At 72.5% G+C, this 13,918-nt stretch carries 11 protein-coding genes; 7 read left to right on the plus strand and 4 right to left on the minus strand.

Going from position 1 to position 13,918, the window contains the following annotated elements; translation table 11 throughout:
• Nucleotides 1–11 precede the first annotated feature (11 nt).
• Both DJ010_RS05425 and DJ010_RS05430 read left to right on the plus strand, forming a co-directional pair.
• Nucleotides 12–680: a response regulator gene (locus tag DJ010_RS05425; protein ID WP_109692639.1), complete on the plus strand. Its 669-nt coding sequence runs from the start codon at nt 12–14 to the stop codon at nt 678–680.
• The gene (locus DJ010_RS05430; protein WP_109692640.1) at nt 673–1,569 is read left to right on the plus strand and encodes a hypothetical protein; all 897 of its coding nucleotides are present in this window, start codon (nt 673–675) and stop codon (nt 1,567–1,569) included. The genes DJ010_RS05425 and DJ010_RS05430 overlap by 8 nt, the downstream gene beginning before the upstream one ends.
• 3 nt (nt 1,570–1,572) lie before the next feature.
• Here the strand turns inward: DJ010_RS05430 and DJ010_RS05435 are convergent, their stop codons facing one another.
• On the minus strand, nt 1,573–2,400 hold the full coding sequence (locus DJ010_RS05435; RefSeq protein WP_109692641.1) for a DUF1028 domain-containing protein: 828 nt from the start codon (nt 2,398–2,400) through the stop codon (nt 1,573–1,575).
• 54 nt (nt 2,401–2,454) lie between these two features.
• Between DJ010_RS05435 and DJ010_RS05440 the strand changes: the two genes are divergently transcribed.
• The 5 genes from DJ010_RS05440 to DJ010_RS05460 all read left to right on the plus strand — a co-directional run bounded on the left by DJ010_RS05440 (nt 2,455) and on the right by DJ010_RS05460 (nt 8,697).
• Nucleotides 2,455–3,483 (plus strand): 6-phosphofructokinase, encoded by a 1,029-nt coding sequence (locus DJ010_RS05440; RefSeq protein WP_109692642.1) that lies wholly within the window; start codon nt 2,455–2,457, stop codon nt 3,481–3,483.
• 66 nt (nt 3,484–3,549) lie between these two features.
• A complete protein-coding gene (locus DJ010_RS05445) occupies nt 3,550–4,749 on the plus strand; it encodes an amidohydrolase family protein (RefSeq protein ID WP_158282942.1) in 1,200 nt (399 codons plus the stop codon).
• A gap of 71 nt (nt 4,750–4,820) precedes the next feature.
• The gene (locus DJ010_RS05450) at nt 4,821–6,302 is read left to right on the plus strand and encodes an APC family permease (RefSeq protein ID WP_109692644.1); all 1,482 of its coding nucleotides are present in this window, start codon (nt 4,821–4,823) and stop codon (nt 6,300–6,302) included.
• Between the two features lie 34 nt (nt 6,303–6,336).
• Nucleotides 6,337–7,689 (plus strand): class II 3-deoxy-7-phosphoheptulonate synthase, encoded by a 1,353-nt coding sequence (locus DJ010_RS05455; protein WP_109692645.1) that lies wholly within the window; start codon nt 6,337–6,339, stop codon nt 7,687–7,689.
• A gap of 15 nt (nt 7,690–7,704) precedes the next feature.
• The gene (locus DJ010_RS05460) at nt 7,705–8,697 is read left to right on the plus strand and encodes a threonine aldolase family protein (RefSeq protein ID WP_109692646.1); all 993 of its coding nucleotides are present in this window, start codon (nt 7,705–7,707) and stop codon (nt 8,695–8,697) included.
• Nucleotides 8,698–9,621: 924 nt separating this feature from the next.
• Here the strand turns inward: DJ010_RS05460 and DJ010_RS05465 are convergent.
• From DJ010_RS05465 to pknB, 3 genes are all read right to left on the minus strand, one after another.
• Entirely contained in the window at nt 9,622–10,569 is a 948-nt protein-coding gene (locus DJ010_RS05465) for a zinc ribbon domain-containing protein (protein WP_109692647.1), read from the minus strand.
• Nucleotides 10,570–10,603: 34 nt separating this feature from the next.
• Nucleotides 10,604–11,647: a 3-deoxy-7-phosphoheptulonate synthase gene (gene aroF, locus DJ010_RS05470; RefSeq protein ID WP_245927243.1), complete on the minus strand. Its 1,044-nt coding sequence runs from the start codon at nt 11,645–11,647 to the stop codon at nt 10,604–10,606.
• Between the two features lie 92 nt (nt 11,648–11,739).
• Complete coding sequence (pknB, locus tag DJ010_RS05475) at nt 11,740–13,815, minus strand: Stk1 family PASTA domain-containing Ser/Thr kinase (RefSeq protein WP_245927244.1); 2,076 nt, start codon at nt 13,813–13,815, stop codon at nt 11,740–11,742.
• Nucleotides 13,816–13,918: the final 103 nt, after the last annotated feature.

A 13,918-nucleotide genomic window follows, 5' to 3' on the forward strand; every position in this document is an offset into this window, starting at 1 on the left:
GGTCACCGTCCATGGACCGCGAGGACGAGGGGACTCGGCTGCGGGTGATGGTCGTCGACGACCACCCGATGTGGCGCGACGCCGTCGTCGCCGACCTCGAGGCCGCCGGGCTCTCGGTCGTCGCCACCGCGGCGACCGGCACCGAGGCGGTCACCCGGTTCCGGGCGACGCGACCGCAGGTGGTCGTCCTGGACCTCCAGATCCCACCGCCCAACGGGGTCGAGGTGACCGCCACGGTCCTCCGCGAGGACCCGTCGGCACGGGTGCTGATCCTGTCCGCGTCGGGCGAGCAGGACGACGTGCTCGAGGCGGTGAAGGCCGGCGCGACCGGCTACCTCGTGAAGTCCGCGTCGCGCGAGGAGCTGATCGCCGCGGTGCGGCGGGTGAGTGCGGGCGACAGCGTCTTCACCCCGGGCCTCGCCGGCCTGGTCCTCGGCGAGTTCCGCCGGATGGCGCAGGACCCCGGGCCCGCCGCGCCGCCGGGGGAGCAGCTCACCGAGCGCGAGACCGAGGTGCTCAAGATGGTCGCCAAGGGCATGTCCTACAAGCAGATCGCCGAGCGGCTGGTGCTCTCGCACCGCACCGTCCAGAACCACGTGCAGAACACCCTGCGCAAGCTGCAGCTCCACAACCGGGTCGAGCTGACCCGCTACGCGATCGAGCAGGGCCTCGATGAGTGAGGAGCTGCTCGAGATCGCCGACGAGCTCTACGCGCTGACGCCGGGAGAGTTCACCGCCGCCCGGGACGCCCGTGCCAAGGAGCTCAAGGGCACCGACCTGGCCGCGCCGGTCAAGGCCCTGAAGAAGCCGGGCCTCGCGGCCTGGGTCGTCAACCTGCTCGTCCGACGCGAGGCCGGCCAGGTCGACCAGCTGCTCAACGTCGGTGCCGCCCTCCGGGAGGCGCAGGCGGCGATGTCGGCCGGCGAGCTCCGCACCCTGACCAAGCAGCGCCGCCAGGTCACGGCGGCGGTCACCCAGCAGGCCCGTTCGTTGGCGGCCGAGGCCGGCCACAAGGTCACCCAGGCCGTCGCCGACCAGGTCGAGGCGACGCTCACGGCAGCGATGGTCGACGCCGAGTGCGGGCGCGCGGTGCGCAGCGGCCTGCTCATCGCCCCGCTGAGCACCACCGGCGTCGACCCGGTCGACGAGGCCGAGCTGGCCGCCGCTCTCGCCGTTCCGGAGGCGCTCGGGTTCACCGCGACCGCGCGCGAGGCACCCGAGCCCGGGCCGCCGGACCTGCGGGTGGTCCCCGACCCGGACGCCGCCGCCAAGGCACGCTCGGCTGCCCGGGAGCGGCGGGACCAGGCCGCGACGGCGTACGACGAGGCCGCTGCCGCGCACGAGGAGGCCGCGGCCGACGTCGACCGGCTCTCGGCGCGCTCGCTCCAGCTCCAGGCCGAGCTCGACGAGCTGCGGCGCCGGGTGGCCGACGCCGAGTCGGAGCTCGACGAGGTCGACGACGAGCTCGGTGACGCCGAGGACGTCCGCGACGAGGCAGCCGCCGCGCTGCGGACCGCGACGGCAGAGCGGGACGCTGCCCAGGCCGCCTACGAGAAGCTCGAGAAGTAGCGGCTACTTCTCCCAGTCCGGCGTCGCTTCTCGCAGCTGCTCGATGACGGTCGCGGCCGTCCAGCCCTCGCCGCCGTACGCCTCGAGGTTGTTGGTGCCCAGCCACGCGGCGAAGTGGAGGTGCCCCAGCGACCGGGCCCGGGCGTCGAGCTCGTCCATCAGCTCCGGGGTGTCCGGGACCCGCTCCTCCTCGGGGACGTCGGGGCTGAGCGCCTCGTGGAGGCCGAGCAGCCGCTCGAGCTCGGGGATCGGCTCCTCGTGGTCGTCGATGCGGAGGTCGACGGCGACGTCGTCGAAGCCGCCGTAGCCCGCGCCCTCCTTGACGACCAGGAGCGCCGCTGACTGGCGGCCGCGGCTGTCGCCGCCGGCCGCGTCGCCGGCCGCGAGCGCGGCCAGCAGCCGGCGCGCGAGCGGCAGCTCGGGGTCGCTCGCCTCGAACGCGTCGCGCATCGCCTCGACGACCTCCGGACCGGTGAGGATGTTGCCCTGGACCGCGAACCCGTCGCCGGTGAGGCCGCCCGCCCAGTCCAGGCACGCGGGCCCGGTGTAGGTCGCGGCCCCGCCGTCGACGTCGACGATCCCGACCTGGCGGTGCTCGCGGCCCTCGTCCTCCTCGACCAACCGCTGGACGGCGATCGACGCGGTCGCGCCCTCGTCCAGGTGGGCCAGCGCCAGCCCCTTGTAGGCGACGTTCGCCCAGGCCTGGGTGGCGATGGCGCCGACCCCGGCGACCGCGGCGGGAACGGCGGAGCCGACCGCGAGGAACTTCGAGGCGACGGCGACACCCCAGGACTCGCCGTCGGCGGACCGGGCAACGATCGAGAAGGTCATGTCCGCACCGTAGCGACCGTTCCGCTGGAACGTTCCAATAGATAGGGTCGACCCATGCGAGTCGGAGTACTGACCGGAGGGGGCGACTGCCCCGGCCTGAACGCGGTGATCCGCGCCGTCGTGCGCAAGGGGGTCAAGGAGCACGGCTTCGAGTTCGTGGGCTTCCGCGACGGGTGGCGGGGTCCGCTGGAGGGGGTGACGATGCCGCTCGGCATCGCCGAGTGCCGCGGCATCCTGCCGCGCGGCGGCACCATCCTCGGCTCGTCCCGCACCAACCCCTTCAAGGTCGACGACGGGGTGCAGCGCATCAAGGACAACCTGGCCGCCGAGGGCGTCGACGCGCTCGTCGCGATCGGCGGGGAGGACACCCTCGGCGTCGCCACCAAGCTGGCGGAGCTGGGCGTCGACGTCGTGGGCGTGCCGAAGACCATCGACAACGACCTGTCCGGCACCGACTTCACGTTCGGCTTCGACACCGCGGTCAACATCGCGACCGAGGCGATCGACCGGCTGCACACCACCGCCGAGTCGCACCACCGGGTGCTGGTCGTGGAGGTCATGGGCCGCCACGCGGGCTGGATCGCGCTGCACTCCGGCATCGCCGGCGGGGCCAACATCGTGCTGATCCCCGAGCAGCCCTTCGACATCGAGGAGGTGTGCGCCCTCGTCCAGCAGCGGTTCGAGTCGCGCTTCGCGCCGATCCTCGTGGTCTCCGAGGGCGCGGTGCCGCGCGACGGCAGCGGCATGACCCTGCAGAGCGGCGACGTCGACGCGTTCGGGCACGTGCGGCTCGGCGGCATCGGCGACCGGCTGGCCAAGGAGATCGAGGAGCGCACCGGCGCCGAGGCCCGCGCCGTGGTGCTCGGCCACGTGCAGCGGGGCGGCACGCCCACGGCGTTCGACCGCTGGCTGGCCACCCGGTTCGGGCTCCAGGCCATCAGCGCGGTCGCCGACGGCGAGTTCGGCGTGATGGTCGCGCTGCGCGGCAAGGACATCGTCCGGGTGCCGCTCATCGAGGGCACCGGCGAGCTCAAGCTGGTCACGCCCGAGGAGTACGCCGAGGCGCAGGTCTTCTTCGGCTGACGGTCCGGCCGTCGCTACGCCGATCGGCCGATGACAGCCCGGTCCGCCGGGCACCACACTCGAAGCATGTTCGCCCTTCGGGCAGACCACGCCTTCGACGGCACCCGGTTCGTGCCGGGTGGCGCGACCGTGCTCGTCGAGGGGGAGCGCATCGTGGGAGTGGAGGCGGGTGGGTTCCCGTTGCCCGAGGACTGCCCCGTCTCGTCGTACGCCGGGACGCTGCTACCCGGCCTCGTCGACGCGCACGTCCACCTGGTGTCCAGCGGGGCGGTCGGCGCGCTCGAGGCGGTCGGCGCACAGTCGCCCGAGGAGATCGATGCGCAGATCGAGCGCTCACTGGCCGCGCAGGCCGCCCACGGCGTGACCACGGTTCGTGACCTCGGGGACCGTGACTACCGCACGCTCGCGTTCCGTGACCGGCGCGCGCCCGGCAGTCCGAGGATCCTGACGGCGGGGCCACCGATCACGACGCCCCAGGGGCACTGTCACTTCCTGGGTTGCACTGCTGCGACACCGGAGGAGCTGCGACGCGCCGTGACCGAGCACCGCGACCGCGGGGTCGACGTGGTCAAGGTGATGGCGAGCGGAGGGTTCCTCACGCCCGGCACCGACATGCTCGGCACGCAGTACGCCGTCCGCGAGCTCCGCGTGGTGGTCGAGGCCGCGCACGAGGCGGGGTTGCAGGTGCTGGCGCACGCACACTCGTTGAGGGGCACCGAGGTGGCGATCGACGCCGGCGTCGACGGCATCGAGCACTTCACCGGTGTCTCCGAGGAGGGACCCGCGATCCCCGACGCGGTGCTCGAGCGGGTGGCCCAGAAGGCCATCCTGGTCGATCCCACCATGGGCAGCGACCTGGCGATGGTCGAGCTGCTCCCACCGCCTCCGCCGCAGATCGGTGAGCTCATGGAGCGCTTCGGGATGGACCGCAAGACGATGTTCACGAGCAGGTTCGAGCTGGTGCGCCGGATGCGCGCCCATGGGATCCGCGTCGTACCGGGCGTCGACGCGGGTGCGATGCCGCTGAAGGCGCACGGCAACGCCTGGCTGGCAGTGGGCGACCTCGTGCGCAGCGGCTACCCGGTCGCCGAGGCGCTGGCGGCGGGCACGTCGGGGGCGGCCGACGCGTGCGGCGTGGGGGACGTGACCGGCCGGCTGGCCGCGGGTTACGACGCCGACCTCCTCGTCGTCGACGGTGACCTGGCCTCCGACCCGGCCGCACTGGGTCGTCCGGTCGCCGTCCTGACGCGGGGACACGCGGTCTGATCCCCCACAAATGGGGAACCGTGCGGGATGGTCCTCCTACAGGGGTGGACTAGACCAGCAAAGGAGTTGCGATGACCGCGACGACCTCCACCGACCAGGCACCGGCGGACCAGGAGCCGCACCAGCTCAAGCGGGTGCTGGGGCCGTGGCTCCTCCTTCTCTTCATCGTCGGCGACATCCTCGGAGCCGGCGTCTACGCCGTCACCGGCCAGATGGCCGGCTACGTCGGCGGCGTCCTGTGGCTGCCGTTCCTGCTCGCGTTCGTGGTCGCCGTGCTCACGGCCTTCTCCTACCTCGAGCTGGTCACGAAGTACCCCGCGGCGGCCGGCGCCGCCCTCTACGCCCACAAGGCGTTCGGGATCCATCTCATCACGTTCATCGTCGCCTTCGCCGTCGTCTGCTCCGGCATCACCAGCGCGTCCACGTCCGCAGCCACCCTCGCCCAGAACTTCTTCGCCGGCCTCGACGTCAACGGCTGGATGGACGTGCCCGGCACCGGGGTGCAGACGGCGGTGGCGATGGGCTTCATGGTCCTGCTGGCGCTGATCAACCTGCGCGGCGTGGGGGAGAGCGTGAAGTTCAACGTCGTGCTCACCCTCGTCGAGATGACGGCGCTGTGCATCGTGATCGGTGTGGGGTTCGCGGTCATCGGACGTGGTGACGCCGACATGGGCGAGCTGCTGCGGTTCGACGACTACCAGGACATGGGGCTGGTCTTCGCGGTCACCGCCGCGACGTCGGTCGCGTTCTTCTCCATGGTCGGGTTCGAGGACTCGGTCAACATGGTCGAGGAGACCAAGGACCCCGAGCGGATCTTCCCGCGCACGATGTTCCTCGGGCTCGGCATCGCCGTGCTGTTCTACATGCTGGTGGCGATCTCGGTGGTGAGCGTGCTGTCGGAGTCGCAGCTCGAGGAGATCTATCAGTCCGAGGGCGCTGCCCTGGTCGAAGTGGTCGGCATCGGCTCGCCGGACTTCCCGATCGACAAGGTCTTCCCCTTCCTGGCCGTCTTCGCGGTCGCCAACACCGCGCTGATCAACATGCTGATGGCCAGCCGGCTGATCTACGGCATGGCCCGCCAGCGGGTGCTGCCGCGGCACCTCGCCGCGGTGCTGCCCGGTCGGCGGACGCCCTGGGCGGGCATCGCGTTCACCACGGTCCTGGCGCTGCTGCTGATCTGGTACGTCACCAGCGATCCCGACGGCAACATCGTGGCCAACCTCAGTGCCACCACCTCGTTGCTGCTGCTCTCGGTCTTCGCGATCGTCAACGTCTCCTGCCTCGTGCTCAAGCGGAAGCGCGCCGACCACTCCAAGTCGTTCTTCACCGCCCCCGCGGTCGTGCCGCCGGTCGCGGCCGTCCTGTGTCTCTACCTGGCCGGGCCGTGGGTCGACCGCGACGGGATCGTCTACCAGATCGCGGGAGGGCTGCTGGCGATCGGTCTGGTGCTGTGGCTGGTGACGCTGCTCGTCAACCGCGCGACCAACCAGGGCGACGACGGGTTCGCCGACCTCGACCACATGGACATCGATCCCACGGACGACCCGCGATAACGACCGGGCGCGCGCTTCGCCGTACCCTTGGAGGGTGACGCAGATCCCCACCCTCGAGCAGCTGCACGCCCTCGGCGCCGCGCAGCAGCCGACGTACGACGACCCGGCGGCACTCGCCGCCGCCGTCGACCGGCTGCGGACGCTTCCGCCGCTGGTGTTTGCGGGGGAGTGCGACGAGCTGAAGGCGAAGATCGCCGCGGCGAGCCGCGGCGAGGCTTTCCTCCTCCAGGGCGGTGACTGCGCGGAGACGTTCGTCGACGCCACCGCCGACAACGTCCGCAACAAGCTCCGGGTGCTGCTGCAGATGGCGGTCGTGCTGACCTACGCCGCCTCGGTCCCGGTCGTGAAGGTCGGCCGGCTGGCCGGCCAGTACGCCAAGCCGCGCTCCTCCGACAGCGAGACCCGCACCCTGCCCGACGGATCGCAGCTGACGCTGCCCGCCTACCGGGGCGACGCGGTCAACGGATTCGACTTCACCCCGGACTCCCGGCGCCCCGACCCGCAGCGGCTGCTCGACGTCTACCACGCCTCCGCCTCGACGCTGAACCTCGTGCGCGCGTTCACCACCGGTGGCTACGCCGACCTGCGCCAGGTGCACACGTGGAACTCCGAGTTCGTCCGCAACTCGCCCGTGGGCCAGCACTACGAGGCGATGGCGGCCGAGATCGACCGCGCGCTGACGTTCATGAAGGCCATCGGCGCCAACCCCGACGAGTTCCACCGGGTCGACTTCTACTCCTCCCACGAGGCGCTGCTGCTCGAGTACGAGCACGCGATGACCCGCATCGACTCCCGCACCGACACGCCCTACAACGTGTCCGGCCACATGGTGTGGATCGGCGAGCGCACCCGTCAGCTCGACGGTGCGCACGTGGAGTACTTCAGCCACATCAACAACCCGATCGGCTGCAAGCTGGGACCGACCGCGACCGCCGACGAGGCGCTGGCCCTCGCGGCGAAGCTCAACCCGGCCAACGAGGCCGGCCGGCTGACGTTCATCACCCGGTTCGGCGCGGGCAAGATCCGTGACGGGCTGCCGCCGCTGGTCGAGAAGGTGACGGCCGAGGGCGTGAACGTCGCGTGGGTGTGCGATGCGATGCACGGCAACACCTTCGAGGCGTCCAACGGCTACAAGACCCGGCGCTTCGAGGACGTCCTCGACGAGGTCCAGGGCTTCTTCGACGTGCACCGCGCCCTGGGCACGGTGCCGGCCGGCATCCTCGTCGAGAACACCGGCGACGACGTCACCGAGATCATCGGCGGCGGCGAGGAGCTCGACGAGCACGGCCTGGCCCACCGCTACGAGTCGGTCGTCGACCCGCGCCTCAACCGGGTGCAGTCGCTCGAGATGGCCTTCCTCGTCGCGGAGATGCTGCGCCGGGCCTGACCCCCACGCGCCGTGATGATCGACCTCCGCTCCGACACGATCACCCGCCCGACCGAGGCGATGCGCGCTGCCATGGCGCGCGCCGACGTCGGCGACGACGTCTACGGCGAGGACCCGACCGTTCGCGCGCTCGAGGAGCGGGTCGCGGGCCTGCTCGGCCACGAGGCAGCGCTGTTCACCCCGACCGGGTCGATGGCCAACGTGCTCGGCGTGGGACTGCTCGTGCCGCCCGGGCAGGAGGTGCTCTGCGAGTCCCGCGCCCACATCGCTCGTGCCGAGCTCGGCGCCCACGGCGCGGTCAGCGGCATCACCATGCGCACCTGGTCGCACCCCCGCGGACGGGTCGACCTCGAGGCGATCCAGGAGCTCTTCGCCCCCGACCTCGGCCCGTTCTTCGTGCCCACCGCGGCGATCTCCGTCGAGAACACCCACAACTTCGCTGGCGGCGCGGTGCTCCCGCTCGACGAGCTGGCCGACCTCCGGGCGTTCGCCGACGCCCGCGGCGCCGCGGTCCACCTCGACGGCGCCCGGATCTGGAACGCGCACGTGGCGACCGGCGTCCCGCTGGCGGAGTACGGCGCCGTGGCCGACGTGGTCTGCGTGTGCCTGTCGAAGGGCCTCGGCGCCCCCGTGGGCTCGCTCGTCGTCGGCCGGGAGGCGCTCGTCGCGGAGGCACGGGTGCGCCGCAAGCGCCTCGGGGGCGGCATGCGGCAGGTCGGGATCCTCGCCGCGGCCGGCCTCCACGCGCTCGACCACCACGTCGAGCGCCTCGCCGACGACCACGCCCACGCCCGGCTGTTGGCCGAGGCCTGTGGCGTCGACCCGCAGACCGTCGACACCAACATCGTCACCTTCGAGCGGCCCGACGCCGCGGCGTTCGTGACCGCGGCCCGCGAGGCCGGCGTCCTCGCCGGTGCCGTGGGCGCCCGGACCGTGCGGCTGGTCACCCACCTCGACGTCACGCGGGCCGACGTAGAGGTCGCGGCGAAGGCGCTCGCCTGCCTTTGAGCCGGGTTGCCGACGCCGCGACTTGCCTGGAGCCTGGGGCGATCAGCGGTCTCGGCGGGCGTTCGGCCGGTGGGCGTCTCGATACGGCCTTGCGCCGGGGCGTTCGGCTTGCTCTACGACCAGCCGGTTCGGTCGTCGAGTAGGAAGCGAGCGCAGCGAGCGACGTATCGAGACGCCGTGAGGTGTCCGCCGCCTTGGGGATCGTTGGTTGCGGCGGGGGTTCGGCCGGTGGGCGTCTCGACTCGGCCTTGCGCCGGGGCGTTCGGCTTGCTCTACGACCAGCCGGTTCGGTCGTCGAGTAGGAAGCGAGCGCAGCGAGCGACGTATCGAGACGCCGTGGGGTGTCCGCCGCCTTGGGGATCGTTGGTTGCGGCGGGGGTTCGGCCGGTGGGCGTCTCGACTCGGCCTTGCGCCGGGGCGTTCGGCTTGCTGTACGACCGGCCGGTTCGGTCGTCGAGTAGGAGGCGAGCGCAGCGAGCGACGTATCGAGACGCCGTGAGGTGTCCGCCGCCTTTGGGGGATCGGTGGTTGCGGCGGGGGTTCGGCCGGTGGGCGTCTCGACTCGGCCTTGCGCCGGGGCGTTCGGCTTGCTGTACGACCGGCCGGTTCGGACGTCGAGTAGGAAGCGAGCGCAGCGAGCGACGTATCGAGACGCCGTGAGGTGTCCGCCGCCTTGGGGGGATCGGTGGTTGCGGCGGGGGTTCGGCCGGTGGGCGTCTCGATACGGCCTTGCGCTGGGGCGTTCGGCTTTCTCTACGACCAGCCGGTTCGGTCGTCGAGTAGGAAGCGAGCGCAGCGAGCGACGTATCGAGACGCCGTGAGGTGCTCGCCGCCTGGGGCGATCAGCGGTCTCGGCGGGCGTTCGGCCGGTGGGCGTCTCGATACGGCCTCGCGCCAGGGCGCTCGGCCTACTCGACGACCGGGCTACTCCTGGCCGGTGATCCGGACGTCGCTGATGGCCGTGTAGTCGCGGGCGTCGGGGCCGCTGCCCGGCGCGGTGACCTCCACGATGCGCAGCTCGACCGTCGTCGTCTCCACCGCGTCGACGGGTGTCGTCTGCAGCGTCCGCTCCTCGTCGAGGTCCTGCTCGACCTCGGTGCCGTCGTCGAAGACCCAGACGACCTCGGTGATGCGCCGGTTGCCGGCGTACCAGTCGTGCGGCGGGTCCTTCTTGGCGTAGCCGTTGACGAGGCCGACCTCGGTCACGGTGACGGGGGCGTCGAACACGAGGGTGACGACCGCGCCGCTGCCGTCGCCGGCCATCCGCCAGCTGGTGCTGGGGTCGGCGTCGACCATGTTGCCCGCGGTGAAGGTCACCCGCCGGCCCTGGCCGTCGACGCTGGGCGGAGCGGTCGCGGGGACCACGATGTCGGCCGGCGCGAGCACCGAGCCGGGGGCGTCCGGCTCCTCGTCGTCGTCGCCCTCGTCTGGCTCGCCTGCCTCGTCCGTCTCGTCCGGCTCCGCCTGCTGCGGCGCTTGCTGACCGCGGTCGCGGTCGGTGCGGTCGGCCGCCTCGTCGTCGCCGGAGGGGACCAGGACGAGGAGGGCGGCACCGACAGTGGCGACGACGGCCACCACGAGCAGAGCGACCAGCCAGGGCACGGCCGACCGGCGCCGCGGGGCGGGGTCGGCGTCGTACGCCGGATCGGGCGCCGGCGGTACGACGTGCGGGTGAACCGGCGGCGGGGCGGCAACCGGCGGCTGCTCGGCGTCGGCGAAGAGCGGGTAGCGGGCCGAGGGTGCCGGGGCGAGGTCGGGGCCGACGGGGGAGGGCCCGCTGTTGGAGGGCACGGTGATGCGCGCACCGCAGTTGGTGCAGTACCGGCCGATGCCGAGCTGGTGTCCGCACTGCGTGCAGAACCTTGCTTCCACTTGTGCGACCCCTTCGTTCCTGGGCCGGGTGAGCCTATCCCGGGGCGCCGCCGGGCGCTGCCTCTGCAGGACCGCGCCCGACGAGCGGCGGGATCTGGCGTACCGCCTGGGCCAGCGCCCGCAGGTCGGGCCCGTGCAGCGCCTGCGGACCGTCGCAGAGCGCGACCTCGGGGTCCGGGTGGACGTCGACGATGATGCCGTCGGCGCCTACCGCGATCGCCGCCCGCGACAGCGGGACGACCAGGTCCTTGCGGCCCGAGGCGTGCGAGGGGTCGACGATCACCGGCAGGTGGCTGGCGGTCTGCACGATCGGCACCGCCGAGATGTCGAGGGTGTTGCGGGTCGCCGGCTCGAACGTGCGGATGCCCCGTTCGCAGAGCACGACGTCGAGGTTGCCACGCTGCGCGACGTACTCCGCCGCCATCAGCCACTCCTCGATCGTCGCGGTCATGCCCCGCTTCAGCAGCACCGGCTTGCCGGACTCGCCGGCGGCTTGGAGCAGCCCGAAGTTGGCCATGTTGCGGGTGCCGATCTGCAGCATGTCGGCCTGCTCGGCGACCTCCGCCACGTCGCGGGCGTCCACGACCTCGGTGACGATCGGCAGCCCGGTCGCCTCGCCCACGGCGGCGAGGATGTCGAGTCCGCGGCGGCCCAGCCCCTGGAAGGCGTACGGCGACGTGCGCGGCTTGTAGGCGCCACCGCGCAGCAGCGACGCGCCCGCGGCCTTGGCCATGGTCGCCGCTTCGAGCGTCTGCTCGGGGGACTCGACCGCGCACGGCCCGGCGATGAACGTGAACGTGCCCGGCCCGACCGGCACCTGGCGGCCGGGCTTGCCGACCCACACGGTCGAGCGGTCGGGGTGGTGCTGGCGGCTGACCAGCTTGTAGGGATCGGAGATCCGGTGCACGGCCGCGACGCCCCGCAGGGTGCGCAGGTTCAGGCCGTGGAAGCTGTCGACGTCACCGACCAGCCCGATGATCGTCCGGTCGACGCCCTGGGAGACGAAGGCCTTGCCACCGACGGCCTCGACCTTCTCGACGACGTGCGCAACGTCCTCCGCCGTTGCGTCCGGCGCCATGACCACGACCATGGAAGCCGAGCGTAGGTGCGGCGCCGCTGACGGGACCCCCGGAATCACGATCCGGACGTGCCGATCCGGTCACGATTCGGTCACACGACGAACAGCGTGATCGTGCTGCCCCTGGGGGCCATGGTGCCCGCCGGCGGGTCCGTGTTGTAGGCCCGCTCGCCGGTGAAGTAGACGGGAGCGTGCTCGATCTCCACCTCGAACCCGAGGTCCTCGAGCTCGGCGACCGCCTCGTCGGTCGGCTCGTAGAACACCCGCGGCACCTCGATCAGCTCGGGGCCCTCCGAGACGACGAAGGCGACCTGGTCGCCCTTGAACAGCGTGCCGCCGCGGGGCTCGTGGCTGATCACGTCGCCCTCGGCGATCGTGTCGCTGTTCTCGCGCCCGGCGACCTCGACCACCAGGCCACGGTCCTCCAGGGTCGCCTGCGCCTCCTCGAAGCTCTTGCCGACCCAGTCGCCGACCTTCAGCGGGCGACGTCCCTGGCTCACCACCAGGTTGACGACGGCGTTGACGGGCAGGTCCCGCGCCTTCTTGGTGCCGAACTCCGGGTCGGTGCTGATGACGCGCCCCTCGGGCACCCGCTCGGACCAGGCCTCCTTGGTCTTGCCGACCACGAGCTTGTTCTCCGCCAGCAGCGCGGTGGCCTCGTCGACCGTCTTGCCGCGGAGGTCGGGGAGGTCGTGCACCTCCTCGCCCAGCGAGAGGGTCAGGGCGACCTCGTCGCCGGGCAGGATCCGCTCACCGGGACCGGGGTCGCTGCGGATGACGTCGCCCTCGTCGACGGTCGTCGAGTACGCCGCCTCGGCGTAGTCGACTTCGAGGCCGGCGTCCTCGATCTTCTCCACGGCCTCGGCCTCGGTGAGACCGGCGACGCTGGGCGTGGTGGTGTAGCGCGCCCACCCGAACCAGTAGGCGCTGCCGCCCGCGATCGCCGCGACGAGGGCGGCGACCAGCAGGAGGGCGAGTCCGCGGCGGCCGCGGCGCGGCCGGGGCTGGCCCGGCTCGCCGGGGTCGGCTGGGTCGACCGCACCGGGGTCGGGGCGCGGCGGCGCCGGCGGGGCGCGCTTCACCGGGGGCAGGGGAGGCAGCATCGTCTCGAGCCTGGTCGTGCTCGACTCGTCCCAGAGCTCGGTCATCGGCTCCGGCATCGTGTCGTCGCCCTCCTCGCCCTCGGCGGGCGCCGGACGGGTGCCCGCGGGCAGCAGGTCGGCGACCAGGTCGGCGTCCTCGCGGACGCCCTCGTGGAGGGCGTGGGTGACCCGGTGCGCGTGGTGGAGCAGCACGCCCGCGTCCGACGGCCGGAGCGACCGGTCGCGGGTCGTGGCGCGCGCGACCAGCGCGTCGACGTACGCCGGGATGCCGGGGACCTCCGCCGACGGCGCCGGGACGTCCTCGTGGACGTGCTTGTAGGCGACCGCGATCGGGGACTCGCCCTGGTGCGGCTTGTGGCCGGTCAGCAGCTCGTAGAGGATCACGCCGGCCGCGTAGACGTCGGCCCGGGCGTCGGCCTTGCCGTCGACCACCAGCTCGGGGGCGAGGTAGGAGACGGTGCCGATGAGCACGCCGCCGGTCGCCGTGTGCTGGGTCTCGGCGCCGACCGCCCGCGCCAGGCCGAAGTCGGCGACCTTGATCCGGCCGTCGTCGGCGATGAGCACGTTCTCCGGCTTGACGTCGCGGTGGACCAGCCCGGCGCGGTGGGCGGACGCGAGCGCGGAGAGCACCGGGTCGAGGATCGCCAACGCCCGCTCGGGCGACATCGGCGCTTCCTTGGTGATGGTGTCCCGGAGCGTGTGCCCCGGCACCAGCTCCATCGCCAGGAACACGGTGCCCGCGTCCTCGCCCTGGTCGTAGACGGAGACCACGTTGGGGTGCGACAGCTTCGCCGCGGCCCGTGCCTCGCGCACGAACCGTGCCGCGAACTCCTCGTCGCCCGTGGTCGCGTCACCGAGACCGGCGTGCATGATCTTGACCGCGACCGCGCGGTCGAGACGGATGTCGTGCGCCTCGTAGACCGATGCCATTCCGCCACGCGCGATCCGGGGACCGATCCGGTAGCGGCGGTCGAGGAGCCGCCCGACGTGGGGGTCGGAGGCGGTGCCGTCGGGGGTTGCCGCGTCGCGCGGCCGCGTGCCGCGGTCGTGCGTGTCTTCGTGCACAGCGACCCTCCTGTGCAATCTGCGGTGCTCCGGCCGGGGAAGTGACCGGAGCCCAAGGATACGTGGGGCCCGGCACCGCCCCTGGCAACCACGCCGACGGCTG

It is taken from the genome of Nocardioides silvaticus (assembly GCF_003160695.1).
In the GTDB taxonomy this organism is placed as follows: Bacteria; Actinomycetota; Actinomycetes; order Propionibacteriales; family Nocardioidaceae; genus Nocardioides; species Nocardioides silvaticus.

Coding starts and splice junctions, on each gene's coding strand:
- DJ010_RS05425 (WP_109692639.1), top strand. CDS start 12: ATGGACCGCGAGGACGAGGGGACTCGGCTGCGGGTGATGGTCGTCGAC.
- DJ010_RS05430 (WP_109692640.1), top strand. CDS start 673: ATGAGTGAGGAGCTGCTCGAGATCGCCGACGAGCTCTACGCGCTGACG.
- DJ010_RS05435 (WP_109692641.1), bottom strand. CDS start 2,400: ATGACCTTCTCGATCGTTGCCCGGTCCGCCGACGGCGAGTCCTGGGGT.
- DJ010_RS05440 (WP_109692642.1), top strand. CDS start 2,455: ATGCGAGTCGGAGTACTGACCGGAGGGGGCGACTGCCCCGGCCTGAAC.
- DJ010_RS05445 (WP_158282942.1), top strand. CDS start 3,550: ATGTTCGCCCTTCGGGCAGACCACGCCTTCGACGGCACCCGGTTCGTG.
- DJ010_RS05450 (WP_109692644.1), top strand. CDS start 4,821: ATGACCGCGACGACCTCCACCGACCAGGCACCGGCGGACCAGGAGCCG.
- DJ010_RS05460 (WP_109692646.1), top strand. CDS start 7,705: ATGATCGACCTCCGCTCCGACACGATCACCCGCCCGACCGAGGCGATG.
- aroF (WP_245927243.1), bottom strand. CDS start 11,647: ATGGCGCCGGACGCAACGGCGGAGGACGTTGCGCACGTCGTCGAGAAG.